24 protein-coding genes and 1 tRNA gene are annotated in these 18099 nt (G+C 63.0%); 6 read left to right on the top strand and 19 right to left on the bottom strand.

The features are described 5' to 3' along the window. Positions 1-10: 10 nt before the first annotated feature. Complete coding sequence (locus ACR65N_RS20590; RefSeq protein ID WP_440458569.1) at positions 11-934, top strand: LysR family transcriptional regulator; 924 nt, start codon at positions 11-13, stop codon at positions 932-934. 56 nt (positions 935-990) lie between these two features. Beyond that, complete coding sequence (locus tag ACR65N_RS20585) at positions 991-1227, top strand: Lrp/AsnC ligand binding domain-containing protein (RefSeq protein WP_430307896.1); 237 nt, start codon at positions 991-993, stop codon at positions 1225-1227. A 93-nt stretch (positions 1228-1320) separates the two neighbouring features. Here ACR65N_RS20585 and ACR65N_RS20580 read toward each other — a convergent pair whose 3' ends face one another. Further along, positions 1321-1524, bottom strand: coding sequence for a hypothetical protein (locus ACR65N_RS20580; protein WP_430307895.1), 204 nt, complete (start codon positions 1522-1524; stop codon positions 1321-1323). A gap of 516 nt (positions 1525-2040) precedes the next feature. On the opposite strand from ACR65N_RS20580, the gene ACR65N_RS20575 reads away from it, so the two are divergent. Further along, complete coding sequence (locus ACR65N_RS20575; protein WP_440458520.1) at positions 2041-2352, top strand: (2Fe-2S)-binding protein; 312 nt, start codon at positions 2041-2043, stop codon at positions 2350-2352. Further along, a complete protein-coding gene (gene bfr / locus ACR65N_RS20570; RefSeq protein ID WP_430307893.1) occupies positions 2318-2803 on the top strand; it encodes a bacterioferritin in 486 nt (161 codons plus the stop codon). The genes ACR65N_RS20575 and bfr overlap by 35 nt, the downstream gene beginning before the upstream one ends. A gap of 79 nt (positions 2804-2882) precedes the next feature. Here bfr and ACR65N_RS20565 read toward each other — a convergent pair whose 3' ends face one another. The 14 genes from ACR65N_RS20565 to rplU form a co-directional block, all read right to left on the bottom strand. Further along, on the bottom strand, positions 2883-3419 hold the full coding sequence (locus ACR65N_RS20565) for an RNA pyrophosphohydrolase (RefSeq protein WP_440458519.1): 537 nt from the start codon (positions 3417-3419) through the stop codon (positions 2883-2885). A gap of 11 nt (positions 3420-3430) precedes the next feature. Beyond that, the gene (locus tag ACR65N_RS20560; protein ID WP_440458518.1) at positions 3431-4630 is read right to left on the bottom strand and encodes a divergent polysaccharide deacetylase family protein; all 1200 of its coding nucleotides are present in this window, start codon (positions 4628-4630) and stop codon (positions 3431-3433) included. A gap of 78 nt (positions 4631-4708) precedes the next feature. Next, positions 4709-6040 carry a S41 family peptidase gene (locus tag ACR65N_RS20555; RefSeq protein ID WP_430307890.1) on the bottom strand — a complete coding sequence of 444 codons (1332 nt, stop codon included), beginning with the start codon at positions 6038-6040 and terminating at the stop codon, positions 4709-4711. After that, entirely contained in the window at positions 6030-7454 is a 1425-nt protein-coding gene (locus ACR65N_RS20550) for a murein hydrolase activator EnvC family protein (RefSeq protein ID WP_440458517.1), read from the bottom strand. The genes ACR65N_RS20555 and ACR65N_RS20550 overlap by 11 nt, the downstream gene beginning before the upstream one ends. 100 nt (positions 7455-7554) lie before the next feature. Then, positions 7555-8037, bottom strand: a complete 483-nt coding sequence (gene rlmH, locus ACR65N_RS20545; RefSeq protein ID WP_440458516.1) for a 23S rRNA (pseudouridine(1915)-N(3))-methyltransferase RlmH — start codon at positions 8035-8037, stop codon at positions 7555-7557. Between the two features lie 111 nt (positions 8038-8148). Continuing rightward, positions 8149-8589 (bottom strand): ribosome silencing factor, encoded by a 441-nt coding sequence (gene rsfS, locus ACR65N_RS20540; RefSeq protein WP_430307951.1) that lies wholly within the window; start codon positions 8587-8589, stop codon positions 8149-8151. Positions 8590-8646: 57 nt separating this feature from the next. Continuing rightward, positions 8647-9291: a nicotinate-nucleotide adenylyltransferase gene (locus tag ACR65N_RS20535; RefSeq protein WP_440458568.1), complete on the bottom strand. Its 645-nt coding sequence runs from the start codon at positions 9289-9291 to the stop codon at positions 8647-8649. Between the two features lie 39 nt (positions 9292-9330). After that, complete coding sequence (locus tag ACR65N_RS20530) at positions 9331-10623, bottom strand: glutamate-5-semialdehyde dehydrogenase (protein WP_440458567.1); 1293 nt, start codon at positions 10621-10623, stop codon at positions 9331-9333. A gap of 4 nt (positions 10624-10627) precedes the next feature. Then, positions 10628-11809 carry a glutamate 5-kinase gene (gene proB / locus ACR65N_RS20525; protein WP_440458515.1) on the bottom strand — a complete coding sequence of 394 codons (1182 nt, stop codon included), beginning with the start codon at positions 11807-11809 and terminating at the stop codon, positions 10628-10630. A 1-nt stretch (position 11810) separates the two neighbouring features. Further along, positions 11811-12860, bottom strand: a complete 1050-nt coding sequence (gene obgE, locus ACR65N_RS20520) for a GTPase ObgE (protein WP_440458514.1) — start codon at positions 12858-12860, stop codon at positions 11811-11813. Positions 12861-13037: 177 nt separating this feature from the next. Beyond that, complete coding sequence (locus ACR65N_RS20515) at positions 13038-13613, bottom strand: GNAT family N-acetyltransferase (RefSeq protein WP_440458513.1); 576 nt, start codon at positions 13611-13613, stop codon at positions 13038-13040. Next, on the bottom strand, positions 13610-14245 hold the full coding sequence (locus tag ACR65N_RS20510; protein ID WP_440458512.1) for a GNAT family N-acetyltransferase: 636 nt from the start codon (positions 14243-14245) through the stop codon (positions 13610-13612). Before ACR65N_RS20510 ends, ACR65N_RS20515 begins: the two co-directional genes overlap by 4 nt. Before the next feature lie 128 nt (positions 14246-14373). Continuing rightward, positions 14374-14643 (bottom strand): 50S ribosomal protein L27, encoded by a 270-nt coding sequence (gene rpmA, locus ACR65N_RS20505; RefSeq protein WP_133318160.1) that lies wholly within the window; start codon positions 14641-14643, stop codon positions 14374-14376. A 32-nt stretch (positions 14644-14675) separates the two neighbouring features. Next, complete coding sequence (rplU, locus tag ACR65N_RS20500; protein ID WP_430307883.1) at positions 14676-14987, bottom strand: 50S ribosomal protein L21; 312 nt, start codon at positions 14985-14987, stop codon at positions 14676-14678. A gap of 305 nt (positions 14988-15292) precedes the next feature. Between rplU and ACR65N_RS20495 the strand changes: the two genes are divergently transcribed. Beyond that, positions 15293-15382 (top strand) — tRNA-Ser (locus ACR65N_RS20495). Between the two features lie 104 nt (positions 15383-15486). Here the strand turns inward: ACR65N_RS20495 and ACR65N_RS20490 are convergent. Genes ACR65N_RS20490 through ACR65N_RS20475 form a run of 4 tightly spaced genes read right to left on the bottom strand, consistent with a single transcriptional unit; the run spans position 15487 to position 17397 of the window. After that, the gene (locus tag ACR65N_RS20490; protein ID WP_440458511.1) at positions 15487-16380 is read right to left on the bottom strand and encodes a VOC family protein; all 894 of its coding nucleotides are present in this window, start codon (positions 16378-16380) and stop codon (positions 15487-15489) included. Beyond that, positions 16343-16750 carry a DoxX family protein gene (locus tag ACR65N_RS20485; protein WP_440458510.1) on the bottom strand — a complete coding sequence of 136 codons (408 nt, stop codon included), beginning with the start codon at positions 16748-16750 and terminating at the stop codon, positions 16343-16345. Before ACR65N_RS20485 ends, ACR65N_RS20490 begins: the two co-directional genes overlap by 38 nt. A 30-nt stretch (positions 16751-16780) precedes the next feature. Further along, positions 16781-17140, bottom strand: a complete 360-nt coding sequence (locus ACR65N_RS20480; protein ID WP_440458509.1) for an FMN-dependent NADH-azoreductase — start codon at positions 17138-17140, stop codon at positions 16781-16783. Positions 17141-17163: 23 nt separating this feature from the next. Continuing rightward, positions 17164-17397: an NAD(P)H-dependent oxidoreductase gene (locus tag ACR65N_RS20475; protein ID WP_440458508.1), complete on the bottom strand. Its 234-nt coding sequence runs from the start codon at positions 17395-17397 to the stop codon at positions 17164-17166. Between the two features lie 91 nt (positions 17398-17488). On the opposite strand from ACR65N_RS20475, the gene ACR65N_RS20470 reads away from it, so the two are divergent. Beyond that, positions 17489-17860, top strand: a complete 372-nt coding sequence (locus ACR65N_RS20470) for a winged helix-turn-helix transcriptional regulator (RefSeq protein ID WP_440458507.1) — start codon at positions 17489-17491, stop codon at positions 17858-17860. Positions 17861-18099 lie beyond the last annotated feature (239 nt).

The following is an 18099-nucleotide window of genomic DNA, read 5'->3' as shown; positions in this document are numbered from 1 at the left end:
GAATGACGTGATCCTGCCGCCCCGGCGCTTCCTGCCCTCCTTCTCGCTCCTGTCCGCCTTCGAGGCTGCGGCGCGCACCGGCAGCGTGACCGCCGCCGCCAGCGAACTCGGCCTAACCCAGAGCGCCGTCAGCCGGCAGATCGCCGCACTGGAGAAACAGATCGGCGTGGTGCTTTTCCTGCGCGAACGCCAGACCATCCGCCTGACCATCGCCGGCGACAGCTACGCGCGGGAGGTCCGCGAGGCGCTGCGACGGATCTCCAACGCATCGCTCAACCTGCGCGCCAACCCCTCCGGCGGCACGCTGAACCTTGCCATCCTGCCGTTCTTCGGCAGCCGCTGGCTGATACCGCGCATGCCGCGCTTGCTGGACCAGCATCCGGGAATGGTGGTGAACCTGATCACCCGGCTGGAACCATTCGACTTCCGCTTCGACACGCTGGATGCGGCCCTGCATTTCGGTGCAGCGCGCTGGCCGGGCGCGGTCCTGACACCACTGATGGACGAGGATGTGATCCCTGCCTGCAGCCCCGACTTTAGCGCGCGTCACGATCTTCGCACCGCGCAAGACCTGCTGAAGGCGCCGCTGCTTCACCTCAACACCCGCCCCGACGCCTGGGAGAACTGGTTCCGCAGCCAGGAAACCGGTTTCGAGGCCCTGCACGGCATGCTTTTCGACCAGTTCGTCACCATGCTGGAGGCAGCATCTGCCGGGCTTGGGATCGCGCTCCTGCCGCGCTTCCTGATTGCCCGGGAGCTCGACGAGGGGAGGCTCGTGGCAGCCGTTGCGGCAGCGCCGCTGCCAACCGGACGCTACTTTCTCGCCTGTCCGCCGGAGCGCGCCTCCTATCCGCCGCTCGCCGCCTTCCGCGCCTGGATGCTGGCGGAGATCGCCGATGAACGACTTGCGCCAGCCGATGGCATCGGCCAATAGTCGCTGAGGTTCATTGCGACCGCCGGAGCGTGGTCGGAGCAACGGGAACACACGCCATGAAGCCGATTTTCGTCCAGCTGCGCTGCGCGCCGGGCAAGACCTATGAGGTGGCGGACGCCATCTACAAGACGGAACTGGTCTCCGAACTCTATTCCACCAGTGGCGACTGGGACCTTCTCCTGAAGATCTACCTGCCGGAAGGCAGCGAGATCGGCCACTTCGTCAACGAGAAGATCGCCGCCATCCCGGGCATCGAGCGTTCACTGACGACCCTGACCTTCACCGCCTTTTGAACCAGACGCCGTCCGCCTATCGCCAACGTGCATAGGAAAACCGCCCGCGCCGAATAGCGGGGCGGTTGTGGCGTTCAAGCAATTATTGGAAATTCAGGCGGCGGCGCCGCGCAAGGCGGCATCGCTCTGCGCCCGGACGTGATTGCGGATGGCGAGACGCACTTCGTCAGCCGACGAAAAACGCTGCTCATCCAGCTCGATGACGTGGAATTTGACGGCGATGAACTTCAGCCGATCCTGATCGGGGACGACGATACCGACGGGCTCGCCGCCGTATTCGATAACCTGCTTTTGCATGGTCATACTCCTGATGTGGCTGCCATCGGCAGCTATGACGAGTGAGACTGTTCAGATCCTGGAAAAGGTGAATGTCACATTCGACAGCACGGGGCGGAAATGGGGCCCGTGCGTTTCACATCATGCGCCACCCGAGAAAGGGTAGTGCGGAACAGATAAGCCATGTCACTCTCCCTCAATGGTGATTGCGCTTCTGGACGAAGCAGCTTGGCTGGCCCGTCCATGGTTGCAGAACATAGTCGAGTCGCACGGCCTGATCAATCAGGAAAACCGTATAGCTAGAATTTTTTTCTGTTTGATGACAGGATTGAGGCTTATGCGTGAAATCCTGTTCGCATCAGCGACAATCATAGGGCGATCAGCGGCACTGCCATCTTTTCGGAGTGAGGCCCCGCTGGCGGACGAGTGTGGAGGCCTTCAGCGCCCCTGCTCCGCTTCCTGCGGAAATTTCTTGACATCCCGCATCCATTTTTTCAAAAAGAAGATACTGAACGTCATGTTTGATGGCTAATACGCATGCTAGTTTGCAGTTGCAATTACATCACCGACAGGGAAATCAGGGATGTCATCAATGGCCTCCTTGACGAGGACTGTTGGCAGCTGATCGTACCGTCGAAGGTCTATCATGCCATGCAGAAGCGTGGCCGGTGCTGCGGCTGCTTCCCGAACGTTGTCGACCTGATTATCCGCACGACTGAAGAGTATCATGCCTCGCGCCACTCGACTGAGGCCGAGGTCGTCGATTATATGTCCCGCCTGAGACAATTCCACGACGAACGCAGGAGAGCGGACATTGAAAGGCGACACAAGAGTCATCGAGCGGCTTAACGAGGCCCTTTTCCTCGAATTGGGCGCGGTGAACCAGTACTGGCTGCATTATCGCCTGCTGGAAGACTGGGGCTACACCAAGCTGGCCAAGAAGGAACGGGCCGAATCGATCGAGGAAATGCAGCACGCCGACAAGCTCGTCGCGCGCATCATCTTCCTCGAAGGTCATCCGAACCTGCAGACGCTCGCGCCGCTGCGCATCGGCCAGACGGTCCGCGAAGTGCTGGAAGCAGATCTGGCCGGTGAATACGATGCGCGTACCGCCTACAAGGCTTCCCGCGACATCTGTCACGAGGCGGGCGACTACGTATCGATGAAGCTGTTTGAACAGCTGCTGATGGACGAGGAAGGTCATATCGACTTCCTCGAAACCCAGATCGAGCTGCTGGGCAAGCTGGGCGACGAAAAGTACGGCCTGCTGAACGCAGAATCCGCCGACAGCGCCGAGTAATCTGTCAGCCAAACGAAAGACCCCTCGACGCATCCGCATCGAGGGGTTTTTCTTGTTCAAAGATCGGGGAGCTGGAACCTCAGGAACCACTTTCCGTCGGCGCAAGGTGCCGGAAAGCGCGGACGACCTCTTCATAGGCCGGCCGCTTGAAGGCGACGATCAGCGACGGAAGCTCGGCCATCGGCTTCCAGTCCCAGGCGTCAAATTCCTGGTGCTGACCGCTTGGCGGGTTCTCGATATTGATCTCGCTTTCGTCGCCCTCGAAGCGGAAGGCGAACCAGCGCTGCGTCTGGCCGCGGTACCTGCCCTTGAGGCCGATGCCGATCATGTGCTGCGGAAGATCGTAATTGATCCAGTCCGGCGCTTCCGCCAAAAGCGAGACCGACCGCATGCCGGTCTCCTCGAACAGTTCGCGATAGGCCGCCGCGCGCGGATCCTCGCCCTTGTCGATCCCGCCCTGCGGCATCTGCCAGAGCTGCGGAGAACCGTCCGACTCGCTGTTGCCGGTGGACAGCCGCCGCCCGACCCACACTAGGCCCTCGCGGTTGAGGACCATGATGCCGACGCAGGGGCGGTAGGGCAGATCGCCCGCACTGATGTTAGCCTTGTTGCTCAAACCTCTGCCCCTTACTGTTGAGTTTCGGCGGAAGCGAGCGCCGAGACGCCGACAATTTCGACGCCGCGACCTTCCGCCTTTTCAATCCACTCTGCGACCGCCTCGACCGTCTCGTCAAAGGCGGAACCGACGCCGATCGCCATGCCCTTGCGCTGGGCGATCCGCTCCAGATCGTCGAGCTTGCGCAGGATGGCCTGGCGATCCACCTGCGCATCGATCGCCACATCGCCGAAGGCGCGCGGCAGGTCGACCGCCTTGCCCACCTGCTCGGTCAGCGAGCGCGCCGACGAGCCGTCATCGAGGAACAGCAGGCCGCGGTCCGAAATATCCCGAAGCACCGGCTCGAGCGCGTCGGCATCCGTCAGATAGCGACCGCCGAGATAGTTGACGATGCCGGTGTAGTTGGTGATCCGGCCCATAGCCTCATGCAGACGCTTCAGGTTTTCCGCCTCGCCGCGGCTGGTGGTCAGCGTCAGCGGCCCCGGATCGTTGTCCGGATAGTCGAACGGCTCCATCGGCACCTGCATCAGCAGTTCATGACCGGCACGCCGCGCCTCCTGCATCCATCGCTGCAGGCTGTTGCCGCTGGCGGCAAAGGCAAGCGTGACGCTGCCGGGAAGTTTCTCGATGGCTTTCTGGGTTCCGGTCTGGCTGAGGCCAAGCCCGCCGATGACGATAGCGATGCGGCTGCCGCGCGCGCCGGACCACGGCCGGCCATACTGGTCCATCGGTCGCAGACCGTCCGGCGCCCTAACCGGCAATCTGCCAAACGGCGTCTCTTCCAGGAGGTCCTCGTTCGGCATTGCCGCCATGCGCGGATCCTGGCCGTTGCGCTGCGCATCGATGATCAGCGGACCCTGGCCGTCGCGCGGCTTCGGAGAGAACTTGGTGACGACGGAGCCGTCGTCGAGCACCGTGCGGTCGACATTGGCGCCGCTCTGCGACGTCGCCCGCATCGCGTCTTCCGGGGCAGCCGGAGCGGGCCTGGCAGGTGCTGGTGCTGTCTGGGGCAAGGCTGCGGGCGGAACGGCGAGCGTCACCTCGACGGGCGGCGCCGTCTCCAGTCCTCCGGACCGCATGGCATAGAAGGAAAGCCCAAGCACCCCGCCGGCTGCCACAAGACCCGCCAGAACGGCAAAAGACGGCCGGCGCGAGCGCCGGTCCTTCGGTTTCCTGTTCTGTCCGAGCGGAGCGTGAAGATCAGTCCCCAATAGATCCGTCCGCCTGTCTTTCAGAAGTGGTCTGGGCATCCGCCGGCGCCTTGAGAGCGGACGGATGCCGATATCCGATCAGGGCTTGGCGGCGGCAGCAGCCTTGTCGGGCTGCGGCGGGAAGGACGCGTCGGTCTTCGTGCCGTGCAGCAGATCCATGGCGTAGGTGAGCTGGAGGTCATCCTTGGCTTCCGGCGGGACATAAGCGCTGGAACCCGAACCTTCGTCCGTCTCGCTTTGGCCCTGGATGTGGCCCGGCAGGCTGGATTCGCCTTCCGCCCGGACCTTGCCCTGCAGTTCTTCCGGCAGCGGCTGTTCGACCTTGACGTCCGGCGTGATGCCGGTGCCCTGGATCGACTTGCCCGACGGCGTGTAATAGAGCGCCGTCGTCAGGCGCAGCGCGCCTGCTTCGCCGAGCGGGATGATCGTCTGCACCGAACCCTTGCCGAACGAGCGCGTACCGACGACCGTGGCGCGCTTCAGGTCCTGCAGCGCACCGGCGACGATTTCCGAAGCCGAGGCCGAACCGCCATTGACCAGCACGATGACCGGCTTGCCATCCGTCAGATCGCCGGGGCCCGCATTGAAGCGGCGGGTCTCTTCCGGGTTGCGGCCGCGGGTGGAGACCACCTCGCCACGATCGAGGAAGGCATCCGACACGTTGATCGCCTGGTCGAGGAGGCCGCCCGGGTTGAGCCGCAGGTCAAGCACGTAGCCCTTCAGCTTGTCGGCCGGCACATCGGCCTTGATCTTCTTGATTGCCTTTTCGAGGTCGTCATAGGTCTTCTCGGTGAACGAGATGACACGCAGGTAACCGACGTCGCCACCTTCGACACGCGACTTCACGGCACGCACCGCGATGATGTCGCGGGTGACGGTGATATCGATCGGCTTATCGGCGCCCTTGCGCAGGATGGTAAGCTTGATCGGCGTGTTGACGGCGCCGCGCATCCGCTCGACAGCGTCTTCGAGCTTAAGTCCGCGGACCGGTTTGCCGTCGATGTCGGAGATGAAGTCACCGGCGAGAACGCCGGCGCGCGAGGCGGGCGTGTCGTCGATCGGCGTGATGACCTTGACCAGCTCGTTTTCCATCGTCACTTCGATCCCAAGACCGCCGAACTCACCCTTGGTCTGGGTGCGCATGTCGGCTGCGTCCTTGGAATTCATGTAGCTCGAATGCGGGTCGAGCGAGCTCAGCATGCCGTTGATGGCATTCTCGACGAGCTTCTGCTCGTCCGGCGGCGTCACGTACTGGGCGCGTACCCGCTCGAAGACATCGCCGAAGATCGAAAGTTCGCGATAGGTCGAGGATCCGGCTGCCTGGGCAGGCACGCCGGCGGAATACACGACGCTCATGGCCGTGGCCCCGAGCAGTGCACCAACGATGACAAGAGAAGCCCTACGAATCATTTCGTGCCCTTCCAGTTTCTTTTGCGGTCCACCACGGCTTCGAATCGATCGGGGTGCCGTCCTTTCGGAATTCAATGTAAAGCGTCGGGCGATCCGTTTCCAGCGCCAAGGCCGTCGCGCTCGCCACTCTTTTCTCACCCATGGCAGCGACCGGTTCGCCTGAGAAGACGAACTTTCCCTGCCGGACATTCACCCTGTCCATCCCCGTCAAGACGACGTGGTAGCCGTCGCCGACGTTGAGGATCACCATCTGGCCATAGCTGCGAAAGGCACCGGCGAAAACGACAAGTCCGTCCGCGGGCGCGGTCACGACAGCATCGGCGCCGGTGGCAAGCGTAATGCCCCGCGCCGTATGGCCTGTACCGTCCGCGTCACCGTAGCTGCGCAAGAGTTCGCCTTCCGCAGGATAGGTCAGTTTCTGCCTCAGGCTTGAAAACGCGTATGCGGGCGCAATGCGGTTTTTGTCGGGCACCCCGCTCTCCGCAAGCTGCCTCGCCTTCTCCCGTTCTTCGGCCGTAAGTTGTTGACGTCGTTCCTCTTCGGCGCGGGCCCGTTGCATCGCCTCACGCACCGAGGAGATCTCACTTTCCAGTGACTGGATGAGACCTTCGAGGTTCGTGGCGCGGCCCGCCAGCTCCTCCGAACGACGCCGCTCGGCCACCAGGTCGCCGGCATTGGCAAGGTTCTGCTTGTCGTTCTCGACGAGCAGCAGATCCATCCGCCGATCCTCTTCGAGGCTGGCGGTCATGGCGTTGGAGGCTTTCTCCCGCTCTGCCGCGACATCCTTCTGCAGATCGCCCAGCGCGTGCAGGTCGGAAAGCAGACGGTCGGCTTCGGCGCGCATGCCGGGCACGACGGCACCCAGCACGATGGCGCTGCGCACCGACCCGAGCGCGTCCTCCGGCGTTACCAGCAAAGCCGGCGGCGGATTGCGGCCCATGCGCTGCAGCGCCGCCAGCACTTCGGCAAGCACGCCGCGACGCTCGTGCAGCGAGGCGCGGATCTTGTCTTCCTTCAGCCCGAGCTCCGCCAGCCGCGTTTCACTCGTCCGGACCTGCGCTTCCAGCTGTTTGCGGCGTGCCGCAGATTCGATCAGCGCCTGGCGAAGGGACGCGTTGCTCTTGTCGAGTTCGGCAATCGCCTGTTCGATGGCCCTGGCCTTGTCGCCGGAAACGGTGAGGGTTTTCGACAGTTGTTCGAGCTCGCCGCGCGTTTGGTCGCGCTTGCGTTCCAGCTCGTCGACGGGGTTCGGAGCGGGGGGCACCGCATCGGCCTGCAGCGCCTGCTCGCCTGCCGCATCGGACACTTGCGCGAGGGCTGTAATCGGCGAAAAGGCGTGCGGCAGCGGCACGATGCCGCCAAGCATCGCCAGCAGCAGAGATCCGCCCGCTATGCGTCTAATCCGCGCCCGCATGGAATTTCAAACCCGTCCTAATGCTGCAAGTCTAAGCTGATTTGCCGGGGGATGCCAGAAACACATGCCAGAAACATCCGAGTGTCGCTGACCTCGGCTTTCAGACCCGGTGATAGGGATGTCCTGAGAGGATGGTGACCGCCCTGTAGAGCTGCTCGGCGATGAGGATGCGCACCAGTTGGTGCGGCCAGGTCATCGACCCGAGGTTGACCACTGCATCGGCCCGCTCATACAGCGCCGGATCAAGCCCGTCCGCACCGCCGATGGCGATCGTCAACTCGCGCTTGCCCTGGTCGCGGTACCGTCCGAGGAGATTTGCGAAGGCGGGACTGTCGAGCGCCTTGCCCCGCTCGTCGAGCAGGATCAGGATCGCTCCTTCTCCGAGGCTTTTCTCCAGCATCGCCGCCTCCTCGCGCTTGCGCGTGTCGGCAGCCGAGGCCCGGCTTTCAGCGATCTCCGTGACCCGCGCAAGTTCCAGGCTCACCGCAGGGCCGGCTTTGGCGAAGCGGTCGAGATAACGGGAGGCGAGCTCTTTCTCAGGTCCGGTTTTCAGCCGTCCCACGGCGAAAAGGCCAATCCGCATGATCCATCACCGCCTGACTGGAAGCCGCACTTTAGGTGTCGCGACTGGGGCATGCCCAGCCGCTTCAAGCGGCCATCGGCACTGCGGCATCAGGATCGCCTGAGGGAGCCGCTAGTGCAGTGTTCCTTCCTCGTCGGGAGCTGCCCACATCTTTTCGATGTTGTAGAACTCCCGGATTTCCGGGCGGAACACATGGATGATGATGTCACCACTGTCAATCAGCACCCAATCACCCGTATCGAGGCCTTCGACGCGGGCGCTGCCATGGCCCTCGTCCTTGAGGTCCGACAGGAGGTGTTCGGAGATTGCCGACACATGCCTGCTCGATCGCCCGGACACTACGACCATGTAGTCTCCCAGCGCCGATTTTCCGGCAATGTCGATGGTGACGATGTCTTCGGCTTTTGAGTCCTCGAGGCTCGCGAGGACCAGTTCAAGAGTGCGGGCAGCAGCATCGGCGCCGCGTTCCAGGCTCTTCGGGAGGAGGTATGACGCCCTCCCCTTGGCGTGAACTGTTGTCAGGGTTGTTCCTTTCTTCCAAGAACAGAACAGGCACGAAACGAATCTGCCGTAGCGACGATCCGCACCATTTAAGGTGGCATCGAATGGTTAATCTTTCAAGGGAAACCGCTGCTGGTCCGGGCTGGTTTGCGCTGGTTCCGGATGCAGCTCCCGGGACTGGCTTCGCAGTGCCGTCGAACTGAATGAGGAGCGGGGCCCGTGGATGAAGGTCCACACCGGCGGCCGGCGCATCGCCAGCGATCGTGCGGCATTCTCATCGACGCGGGCGAACCACAAGGCCCGGGCCGCCGGCGACGACAGGAAGGATAGCGTGGCGCCCGGCCGGTCGATGACGACGATCGGCACCAGATCGGCGATCTCTCGCCATTTCTGCCACTGATGAAATGTCTTCAGGCTGTCTGCGCCCATGATCCAGACGAACCGTACGCCGCGATTGCGCGCCACCACGTGCGCCAGCGTGTGTGCCGTATAGCTTGTCTGGAGGCGCTCCTCAAAGGCTGTCACCTTGATGCGCGGATCGCGCGCCAGATCTTCACTGAGCGCGATCCGCTCGGCGAGCGGCAACAGAACTGAGCGGCTCTTCAGCGGGTTGCCGGGCGTGACCATCCACCAGAGCTGGTCAAGCCCCAGCCGCTTGAGGGCGATCTCTGCCACCAGCAGGTGGCCGGGATGCGGCGGATTGAAGGAACCGCCGAACAGGCCGACGACCATGCCCTGTTCGACATGCGGCATGGCAACGTAACGGTTGAGCTCCCTCCCGGCCGTCACGCGTCAGGGCCGCGTCTGGCCGGTGCCGTGCACCCGGTACTTGAAGGAGGTAAGCTGTTCGACGCCCACCGGACCACGGGCATGCATCTTGCCGGTGGAAATGCCGATCTCGCCGCCCATGCCGAACTCGCCGCCATCGGCGAACTGGGTCGAGGCGTTGTGGAGAAGGATGGCGGAATCGATCTCGTTGAAGAACCGGGCCACCACTGCGGGATCCTCGGCGATCACCGCCTCCGTATGGCTGGAGGAATAGGTGTTGATATGGTCGATCGCACCGGCGATGCCGTCGACCAGCGTCACCGAAATGATGGCTTCGAGATACTCGGTGCGCCAGTCGTCCTCGGTCGCGGGAAGAAGCCCGGAAACCTGCGCGCGAACCTCGTCCGAGGCACGGATCTCGCAGCCGGCGACCGCCAGTGCCGCAAGCATCGGCTGCAAGTGCGTTGCCGCCGCCTGCCGATCGACCAGCAGCGTTTCGGCAGCGCCGCAGATCCCCGTCCGCCGCATCTTGGCGTTGACGACAATCTGTACTGCCATATCGAGATCGGCCGAGGCATCCACGTAGATATGGCAGAGCCCTTCGAGATGGGCAAATACCGGCACCCTCGCCTCAGACTGCACGCGCGCGACAAGGCTCTTGCCGCCGCGCGGCACGATGACGTCGATCGCCCCATCAAGGCCAGAGAGCATGGCACCCACGGCGGCGCGGTCTGCCACCGGAACCATCTGGATCGCCTCTTCCGGCAGACCGGCCTGGGCGAGGCCTGTGCACAGGCAGCGATGGATCGCCTGCGATGAGAACAGCGAGTCCGACCCGCCGCGCAGGATCACAGCATTGCCCGCCTTCAGGCAGAGCGCTCCGGCATCGGCCGTAACATTCGGCCGGCTCTCGTAGATGACGCCGATGACGCCGAGCGGCGTGCGCACCCGCTCGATCTTCAGCCCGTTGGGACGGTCCCATGCGGCGATCACGTCGCCGACCGGATCCGGCAGCCGGGCTATCGCCCGCAGCCCATCGGCCATCTCGTCAATGCGCTGGCTGGTTAGCGTCAATCGGTCGATGAAGGACAGTTGAAGACCCTTGCCCTCGACATTGCGCAGATCGCGCGCGTTGGCGGCAAGGATCTCTTCTTTACCGGCAATGATGGCGCCGGCAGCCGCATTCAGGGCCGCATCTTTCACGGCGGCCGGCTGCACGGCCAGAAACCGCGCCGCCTGCCTTGCCTTTCGACCCACATCCAGCATCAGTTGATGGATGTCAGCCGGAGTTTGGGTGTCGGCTTCGCGCTTGAGCATCGGCTCAGACATGGGCGGCGCCCTCCTCGATCTCTTCCTGCTTCATCCGTTGGGAGGGGATGGCGCCGGTGATCACCAGGTCGTCACGGTGCACCATTGCAGCCCGTCCCGGATATCCCAGGACGTCGGCGATCTCCACCGACTTGCGTCCGGCGATCGCCTTGGCCTCGTCGACATCGTAGCTCGCCAGGCCACGGGCAATTTCGCGCCCCTGCGAACCGACGATCACCACCGTATCGCCGCGACTGAATTGACCTCCGACCGAACGGACACCCGCCGGCAGCAGACTTTTGCCGCTCGCCAGCGCCTGCTCGGCACCGGCATCGACGACCAGTTCCCCGGCCGCCTGCAACTGGCCGGCGATCCATGTCTTGCGGGCGGTGACCGGCGTACCGGACGGCGCAAACCAGGAGGACCGGGCGCCGGCGTCAACGGCCGTCAGCGGATGCTGCGTCTTGCCCGAGGCAATGATCATCGCGCAACCGGCACCGGTGGCGATCTTGCCGGCATCGATCTTGGTTCGCATGCCGCCACGCGACAGTTCCGACGACGCACCGCCGGCCATCGCCTCGATATCGGGCGTGATGCTGTCGATCGTCTCGAGGAACTGGGCCTCAGGATCGAGATGCGGAGGCGCCGTGTAGAGCCCGTCGATATCCGAAAGCAGCACCAGCAGGTCTGCACCGGTCATCGTTGCGACACGCGCCGCCAGCCGGTCGTTATCGCCATAGCGGATTTCCGAGGTAGCGACAGTGTCGTTCTCGTTGATGATCGGCACCGCGCCGAGCTTCAGCAACTGGCTGATGGTGGCGCGTGCATTGAGGTAGCGGCGCCGCTCTTCCGTATCGCCGAGCGTCAGCAGGATCTGCCCCGCAACGATGGCGTCGCGCGACAGGCTCTGCGACCAGGCGCGGGCAAGCGCGATCTGGCCAACGGCGGCCGCCGCCTGGCTTTCCTCAAGCTTCAGTGCTCCAGCCGGCAGGCCGAGCACCGTTCGACCCAGCGCAATCGCGCCCGAGGAGACCACCAGCACGTCGATCTTTTCGGCGCGCAGAGCCGAGATATCGGCACAGACCGAATTCAGCCAGTCCGTCTTCAGGCCCGTCTTGCGGTCCACCAGCAGCGCCGAGCCGATCTTGATCACGATCCGCCGGTGCTGCATCAGAGACTTGCGCGACAGGCCCATGTCAGTCCTCGCTTCTATCTTCGTCGACCCGGCTGCTGCGATCGGGAAGTGCGGTCTCTGAATTCGCCGCAACAATGATGTCCCGCAGGGCTCGCTGCACTTCCAGCATGCCCTTGTTGATGGCGGCGGAAATCATCATCGGCGGACGGCCGCAGGCCTTCTGCAGCTCCTTCGCCTTCTTCTTCAGGGTCTCTTCGTCAAGGACGTCGATCTGCGACAGCGCGACGATCTCCGGCTTGTCCTTCAGTCCGCCGCCATAGGCCTCGAGCTCGCGCTTGACCGTGGTATAGGCCTTGCCGACATGCTCTTCCTGGGCAGAAACCAGGTGCAGGAGGACGCGCGTGCGCTCCACATGGCCGAGGAACCGGTCGCCGATGCCGACACCCTCATGCGCACCTTCGATGAGACCCGGAATGTCGGCAAGCACGAACTCCCGCCCGTCGATGGTGGCGACGCCGAGGTTCGGATGCAGCGTCGTGAACGGATAGTTGGCGATCTTCGGCCGCGCCCGGGTAACGGTCGCAAGGAAGGTCGACTTGCCGGCATTCGGCAGACCGACGAGGCCTGCATCGGCAATCAGCTTCAGCCGCAGCCAGAGCGTCTTTTCCTCGCCTTCGAGGCCGGGATTGGCCCAGTCTGGCGCCTGGTTCGTCGAGGACTTGAAATGCGTGTTGCCGAACCCGCCATTGCCGCCTGCTGCAAGCCGGAAGCGCTGGCCTTCCTTGGTGATGTCGACGATCAGCGTCTCGTTGTCTTCCTCGAAGATCTGCGTGCCCACCGGCACCTTCAGCGTGACGGAGGCACCGTTGGCGCCGGTGCGGTTGCGGCCCATGCCGTGCACCCCGGTGGCCGCCTTGAAATGCTGCTGGAACCGGAAATCGATCAGCGTGTTCAGGCCGTTGACGGCCTCGACCCAGACGTCGCCGCCGCGGCCTCCATCGCCGCCGTCCGGTCCGCCGAACTCGATGAACTTTTCGCGGCGGAAGGATACCGCGCCGGCACCACCGTCGCCGGAGCGGATATAGACTTTTGCCTCGTCGAGAAACTTCATGGGTTCTGCCGTCTTTGGTGCGGTTGATCTTGCCGCGGAAGCGATTGCTGCCGAGGCTTTTGGTATCGTCGCTTCGCCCGAAGGTCAAAGCTTATCATGGCTTTTTGCTGGCTCCGCAGCTGCCAGATGGAAGCCGTGGAAGACCGGGGCCGGCGGGCGGCCCCGGTCGACAGCATGTTACGGCAGGCGCAAGGCGGATGCCGTAAGCCGCGTCTCGATGTGCGCCACCATGGCATTGCGGGCCATGCTGTAGATGTCGGTGCAGCCGAGAACCGTGAAGCCGAGCTTTTCCTGGATGCGCAGCGACGCCGGATTATCGGCAAACACGCCCGAGTGAAGCACCGCCCCCGGCAGCCGGCCGAAGAACGACGCCAGTGCTGCCGCGACCGCCTCGCTCATCAGCCCCCGGCCCCAGTGGGAGCGACCGAGCCAATAGCCGAGATGCCATTGCCCGTGCCGAAGCTCAAGATTGACGGTGCCGACATGCTCGCCGCCATCGGTAATCGCCAGCGGCCAGCGCGGCCCCTTCGACGCCTGCAGACTTTTCAGCCAGTCGGTCGCATCGTCGAGACCATAAGGCACCGGCACCCGGGCAAGCATGCGCGTCACCTGCCAGTCGCCGAGCGACGCGGCGATCGCGGCCGCGTCGCGCGCCTGGTGCGGTCGAAGAACAAGCCGACGGGTCTCGATGACCGGGCAAGGACCGGGATCGTCTACAGACCGGAGCGGGCGGGCGAGGAGATCGGCGCTCATCGCATGTCTCCCCAGCTCTTCAGCGACATCCAGGTCTTGCGGTCGAGCCGGAACCATTCGACAGGCACCATGCCGCCAAGCGCCAGGCAGCCGATCATCCCCGAGCCCTGGAACTGGAAACCGCACTTCTGGATGACCCGCCTGGAGGCAACGTTGGTGACCCGGCAGCGGGCATCGATCTGGTCGATGTCGCGGGTCCGGAACGCCATGTCGATCAGCGCATGCGCCGCTTCCGTCGCGTAGCCCTGGTTCCAGTGAGGCTCGCCGAGCCAGTAGCCGATCTCCAGTGTCGTGTAGTCCTCGGGGTGCGGCTCAAGCCCGCAGCAGCCGAGGAAGGCGCCGTTGTCGCCGCGGGTAATGGCATAGACGCACTTGCCGATCTCGCCGGTTTTCGTACGTCGTACGAAGTCCGCCGCATCTTTCGCCGTATAGGGATGCGGCATGCGCGACACCATGGTGGCGATATTGGCGTTGTTGGCGAGATGGGAAAGGGCGTCGATGTCTTCTTCGTGGGGGGCGCGCAGGACCAGTCTCTGCGACAACAGGACGGGGCAATCGCTGCGTAACAGCTGCGGCCTCAACCGCTCCTCGGGCGACCGGCTCTGGTCACTCCGTAATAATTCGCCGTACATGTTCAGTCTCCTTCGCGAGGTAAAGAAAAAGGGGAGGTGGGTGGCGCCCCATCTCCCCTTTTCTTTGACTGAACCTTTGAACGTTCAACCGGGTCGATGAGACGCCGGTTGCATAACGCTTGCCGGCTTTATTCTGCGGCTTCCGCTTTCGGCATCACGGACACGTAGACGCGGCCGTTAGCCTTCGTACGGTAGTTCACGTTGCCTGCGGTCAGTGCGAAAATCGTGTGGTCCTTGCCGAGGCCGACATTGGCGCCCGGATGCCACTGCGTTCCGCGCTGACGCACGATAATGTTGCCCGGAATGACGACTTCGCCACCGAACTTCTTCACGCCGAGGCGCTTGGAATTGGAATCGCGACCGTTACGCGACGAACCGCCAGCTTTTTTATGTGCCATGGGAGTTCTCCTTTAAACCTTCGAAACCCGAGTTAAGCCAAGATGTCGGTGATGCGGACAACCGTGTGGTGCTGGCGATGACCGCGAATCCGCTTGGAATTCTGGCGGCGACGCTTCTTGAAGGACAGGACCTTCTTGCCACGGTTATGCTCGACGACTTCGGCCTTGACGATCGCGCCGGCTACGAAGGGTGCACCGAACTTGGCATCGGCGCCAACGCCGACGACCAGGATCTCGTTGAATTCGACAACTGCGCCAGCTTCGGCTTCCAGCTTTTCGATGGTCAGCACGTCGTTGGCGGCCACGCGGTACTGCTTACCGCCGGTCTTGATGACTGCGAACATTATTTATCCTTTCATGTTCGTTCCGGCTCTTCCCGACCCAAGGGGCAGGCGGCCGTCTTTTTATCAGTCGATGTTGAGCAGGAAGGCGGGACGGATGGCCCTGCCGGTCTGCCGGTGAAACGCGGCGCCTAGGCACCCGCCGTCATCCATGCACGGAGTGACCCATGCCGGAACGCGTGGGGGATAAGCCAGCCCCTCCAGGCTGTCAAGGAAAAAGACTTGGATCTCCTTGATTTCGCTCTTGCCACCCACCCCTTTCATCGCTATGAGACAGCCCGCGCCGACAAAGCGCCGACCAGCGAAGCGGAGAGGTGGCTGAGTGGTCGAAAGCACCGCACTCGAAATGCGGCATACGGGCAACCGTATCGTGGGTTCGAATCCCACCCTCTCCGCCATTGATCGTGAACAGACACGATAGCTCGACCAGTTAGGCCAGTACGGTCAATCGCTTTGCCGACCTCTATTCAACGCAATTCGTTCTTACGCCGCCCCGGGTCCGTTAGGCGCGCACGAGCCTCAGTTCGATACCCGACGGGTCTTGCAACACATGCGCGACACCGAGAGATCTTGCCGAAGGGTTCGCATTTACGGCGGCACTGAGCCCCTCCATCGTCTCGAAACGCAGTTCGAAATAACGCATCCTCGCCATGCCCTGCGGGTGAACCGGCGCGCCGATACCTTGCCAGGTGTTGATGGCTATGCGGTGCTTGAAGGCGCCGCCGGCACCGAAGTCGGCAACCTGCATCGGCGGCCACCATCTTGCCAGTTCGAAGCCAAGCCCCGTGTAGAAGTCGCGTGACCGTTCGAGGTCCGCGACATAGAGGTGGATGTGGCCGACCTTCGTTGCCGGATGGGCCGCCTCCAGTTCCGAGCCGGGCTTGTAGGACTGATATATTTCTTGGAGGTCGAGAGGGTAGGAGCCGGGGCGCTCGATGCCGTCGGTGCCGATAAAAGCCAGCCTGTTTCCCACAGGCCTGACGGTGCGGAACCGTTCGGGTGTTTCCAAAGTGACCTCGATGTTGATGCCGTCAGGATCGTCCAGATAGATCGCCTTGGAGAAGGTGTGGTCGGTCGGTGAGCACGGATAGCGAAGGTCGGAGAAACGCTTCAGCAAACGGGCGAAATCACGCTGGTCAGGCGTATGGATTGCTAGATGGTAGAGGCCGCTGTGACCCTGTCTGACCGGCTCGGTCGCCCCGCCGTGCAGGACGATCAAGATTTCTTTCTCGGTGCCCAGCTCAATGCTGTCACCAAAGGTTCGACGGGTAAAGCCGAAGAGGCTTTCCCAGAAGCGTGCCGTCGTCTCAACATTCCTGACCTCCAGGTGAACTGGGCCGAAGGTAATCAGATCATGATCAGCCACGTTGCCTCCTGCGAGACTTGAAGCGGGCAAGCGCGCCGCGCTGGAGAAAGATCAGCAGAGCGATGAGCGCGGCAATGACCACGGTATGAACCCAGTCGATATGAAGGACTGTGACCTGCGCCAGGAGCGCTCCCAGGTCGACGACCAGCATGAGAATGGCGCCGAAGACGGAGACGCTGGGGATCAGAACCGCGATGCCTGCGATCAGTTCAAGCGCGGCGGTGAAATATCGGAACCACTGGCCAAGGCCGACCGCATCGAACTCGGCGACCATTGCCTCGCGCCCGCTCAGCTTCATGAGCGCGAAGAGAATGAAGGCAAGCCCCAGAACGATGCGGAGAGCCCAAGTCAGGTAGAAGACGGGCCGGCTCGGACGGCCGGCGAGCAATGCTGTTTCCATAAAAGCGTTCTTTCTTGAAAGAGAGCGGGTTCAGGCGGTCAGTCTGTCAATTGCCGTGCGCGCTCCAGCCACAGCTTCGGCCCGCGCCTGCGGCGCCGCATTCAGGCCTTCCGCCACCACGAGTTCAGGCGCGATGCCGATAAAGCCGAACATGGTCCGAAGCAGGGTTTCGGCATGCTCCGCGGAGGCGGCGGCAGTCCCCGGCGCGTAGACGCCACCTCGGGAAAGAGCGACGACGACGCGTTTGCCCTTCGCCAGGCCTTCAACGCCGCCGGCGGAGGGCCTGAATGTGGTACCGGGTATTATGATGCGGTCGAGCCATGCCTTGAGCTGCGTAGAGACCGTGAAATTGTACATCGGTGCGCCAATGACGACGACGTCGGCTTCCATAAATTTCCTGAAGCATGCAGTCGCTATCGTCGCGGATCGTCTGGGCAATGCTGTTCAAAGGACCCCGCCATCTTCGACGCCGGGTGCGCGGTCGGAAGCGTCGCGACCGTCAGATGCGGAATGGCCGCAACCGCCAGATCGCGGTAGGTGACATGCGTATCCTGATCTGCCGTAAGCCGCTCGACGATGAGAGCAGAAAGCTCCCTCGAAACCGAGCGTGCGCCGAGGATGCTGGCATCGATGTGGAGAAGTTTCATTCGGTAACCCTAGTTCTCTTGTGTAACTAGGCGTTATGTTAGATGGGCTGTAGACCTGCGCAAGAATGCACATTTTTGATACCGAGGTTACATGGCTGTGCCCGATCCCACCTTAAACCTGTCGCCTGCGTGTCTAAAGGTCTCGCAGGTTCTTGGCCGTGTCGGAGACAAGTGGAGCGTCCTCACGGTCATGACGCTCAAGCGGCGCTCCTATCGCTTCAACGAGCTGAGACGCGAAATCGAAGGCATATCGCAACGAATGCTCACCCTGACGCTGCGCAATCTCGAACGGGACGGCCTGGTGAAGCGCACGGTCACACCGTCGATACCGCCTCGGGTCGATTATGAACTGACCGAGCTGGGGAACTCCCTTTCCGGCGCCGTGCAGGCTCTCGGAACATGGGCGGCGGAAAACGCGAAACAGATCGATGAGGCCCGGTCCAGGTCGGGTGCTGATGGCTGACCTGAGGCAAGCATGGAATGGAAAGATGGAAATCCTTGAACGGAGGCTTGCATCGGCGGGTGCCTTCGTGACGGGCTCAGGCTTCACGCTGCCTACATCGTCATCGCTTCATCGGTGCACCGATGGCTTCTCACACCTCTGGCTCGGCCGTGCCATCCCAGAACCGGCTGCGTCGAGCACTGCTTCAACGGCAAGGTATTATCCGAAGATGGCGCTGCCAACCAGGCACTCCCCGGGGT

This window comes from Rhizobium sp. SAFR-030 (assembly GCF_059415005.1).
The sequence above is the reverse complement of the archived record's forward strand: the minus strand, read 5'-3'. Positions and strand labels throughout refer to the sequence as shown.

Bases quoted from the DNA above. Each gene is read 5' to 3' on its own strand.
- ACR65N_RS20555 (WP_430307890.1), bottom strand. From the start codon at position 6,040: ATGATTCGTAGGGCTTCTCTTGTCATCGTTGGTGCACTGCTCGGGGCC.
- rpmA (WP_133318160.1), bottom strand. From the start codon at position 14,643: ATGGCACATAAAAAAGCTGGCGGTTCGTCGCGTAACGGTCGCGATTCC.
- ACR65N_RS20530 (WP_440458567.1), bottom strand. From the start codon at position 10,623: ATGCTCAAGCGCGAAGCCGACACCCAAACTCCGGCTGACATCCATCAA.
- ACR65N_RS20575 (WP_440458520.1), top strand. From the start codon at position 2,041: ATGCTAGTTTGCAGTTGCAATTACATCACCGACAGGGAAATCAGGGAT.
- rplU (WP_430307883.1), bottom strand. From the start codon at position 14,987: ATGTTCGCAGTCATCAAGACCGGCGGTAAGCAGTACCGCGTGGCCGCC.
- ACR65N_RS20480 (WP_440458509.1), bottom strand. From the start codon at position 17,140: ATGGAAGCCGACGTCGTCGTCATTGGCGCACCGATGTACAATTTCACG.
- obgE (WP_440458514.1), bottom strand. From the start codon at position 12,860: ATGAAGTTTCTCGACGAGGCAAAAGTCTATATCCGCTCCGGCGACGGT.
- ACR65N_RS20550 (WP_440458517.1), bottom strand. From the start codon at position 7,454: ATGCGGGCGCGGATTAGACGCATAGCGGGCGGATCTCTGCTGCTGGCG.
- ACR65N_RS20580 (WP_430307895.1), bottom strand. From the start codon at position 1,524: ATGCAAAAGCAGGTTATCGAATACGGCGGCGAGCCCGTCGGTATCGTC.
- ACR65N_RS20485 (WP_440458510.1), bottom strand. From the start codon at position 16,750: ATGGAAACAGCATTGCTCGCCGGCCGTCCGAGCCGGCCCGTCTTCTAC.
- ACR65N_RS20510 (WP_440458512.1), bottom strand. From the start codon at position 14,245: ATGTACGGCGAATTATTACGGAGTGACCAGAGCCGGTCGCCCGAGGAG.
- rlmH (WP_440458516.1), bottom strand. From the start codon at position 8,037: ATGCGGATTGGCCTTTTCGCCGTGGGACGGCTGAAAACCGGACCTGAG.
- ACR65N_RS20585 (WP_430307896.1), top strand. From the start codon at position 991: ATGAAGCCGATTTTCGTCCAGCTGCGCTGCGCGCCGGGCAAGACCTAT.
- ACR65N_RS20515 (WP_440458513.1), bottom strand. From the start codon at position 13,613: ATGAGCGCCGATCTCCTCGCCCGCCCGCTCCGGTCTGTAGACGATCCC.
- ACR65N_RS20535 (WP_440458568.1), bottom strand. From the start codon at position 9,291: ATGCCGCATGTCGAACAGGGCATGGTCGTCGGCCTGTTCGGCGGTTCC.
- ACR65N_RS20475 (WP_440458508.1), bottom strand. From the start codon at position 17,397: ATGAAACTTCTCCACATCGATGCCAGCATCCTCGGCGCACGCTCGGTT.
- proB (WP_440458515.1), bottom strand. From the start codon at position 11,809: ATGGGCCTGTCGCGCAAGTCTCTGATGCAGCACCGGCGGATCGTGATC.
- ACR65N_RS20470 (WP_440458507.1), top strand. From the start codon at position 17,489: ATGGCTGTGCCCGATCCCACCTTAAACCTGTCGCCTGCGTGTCTAAAG.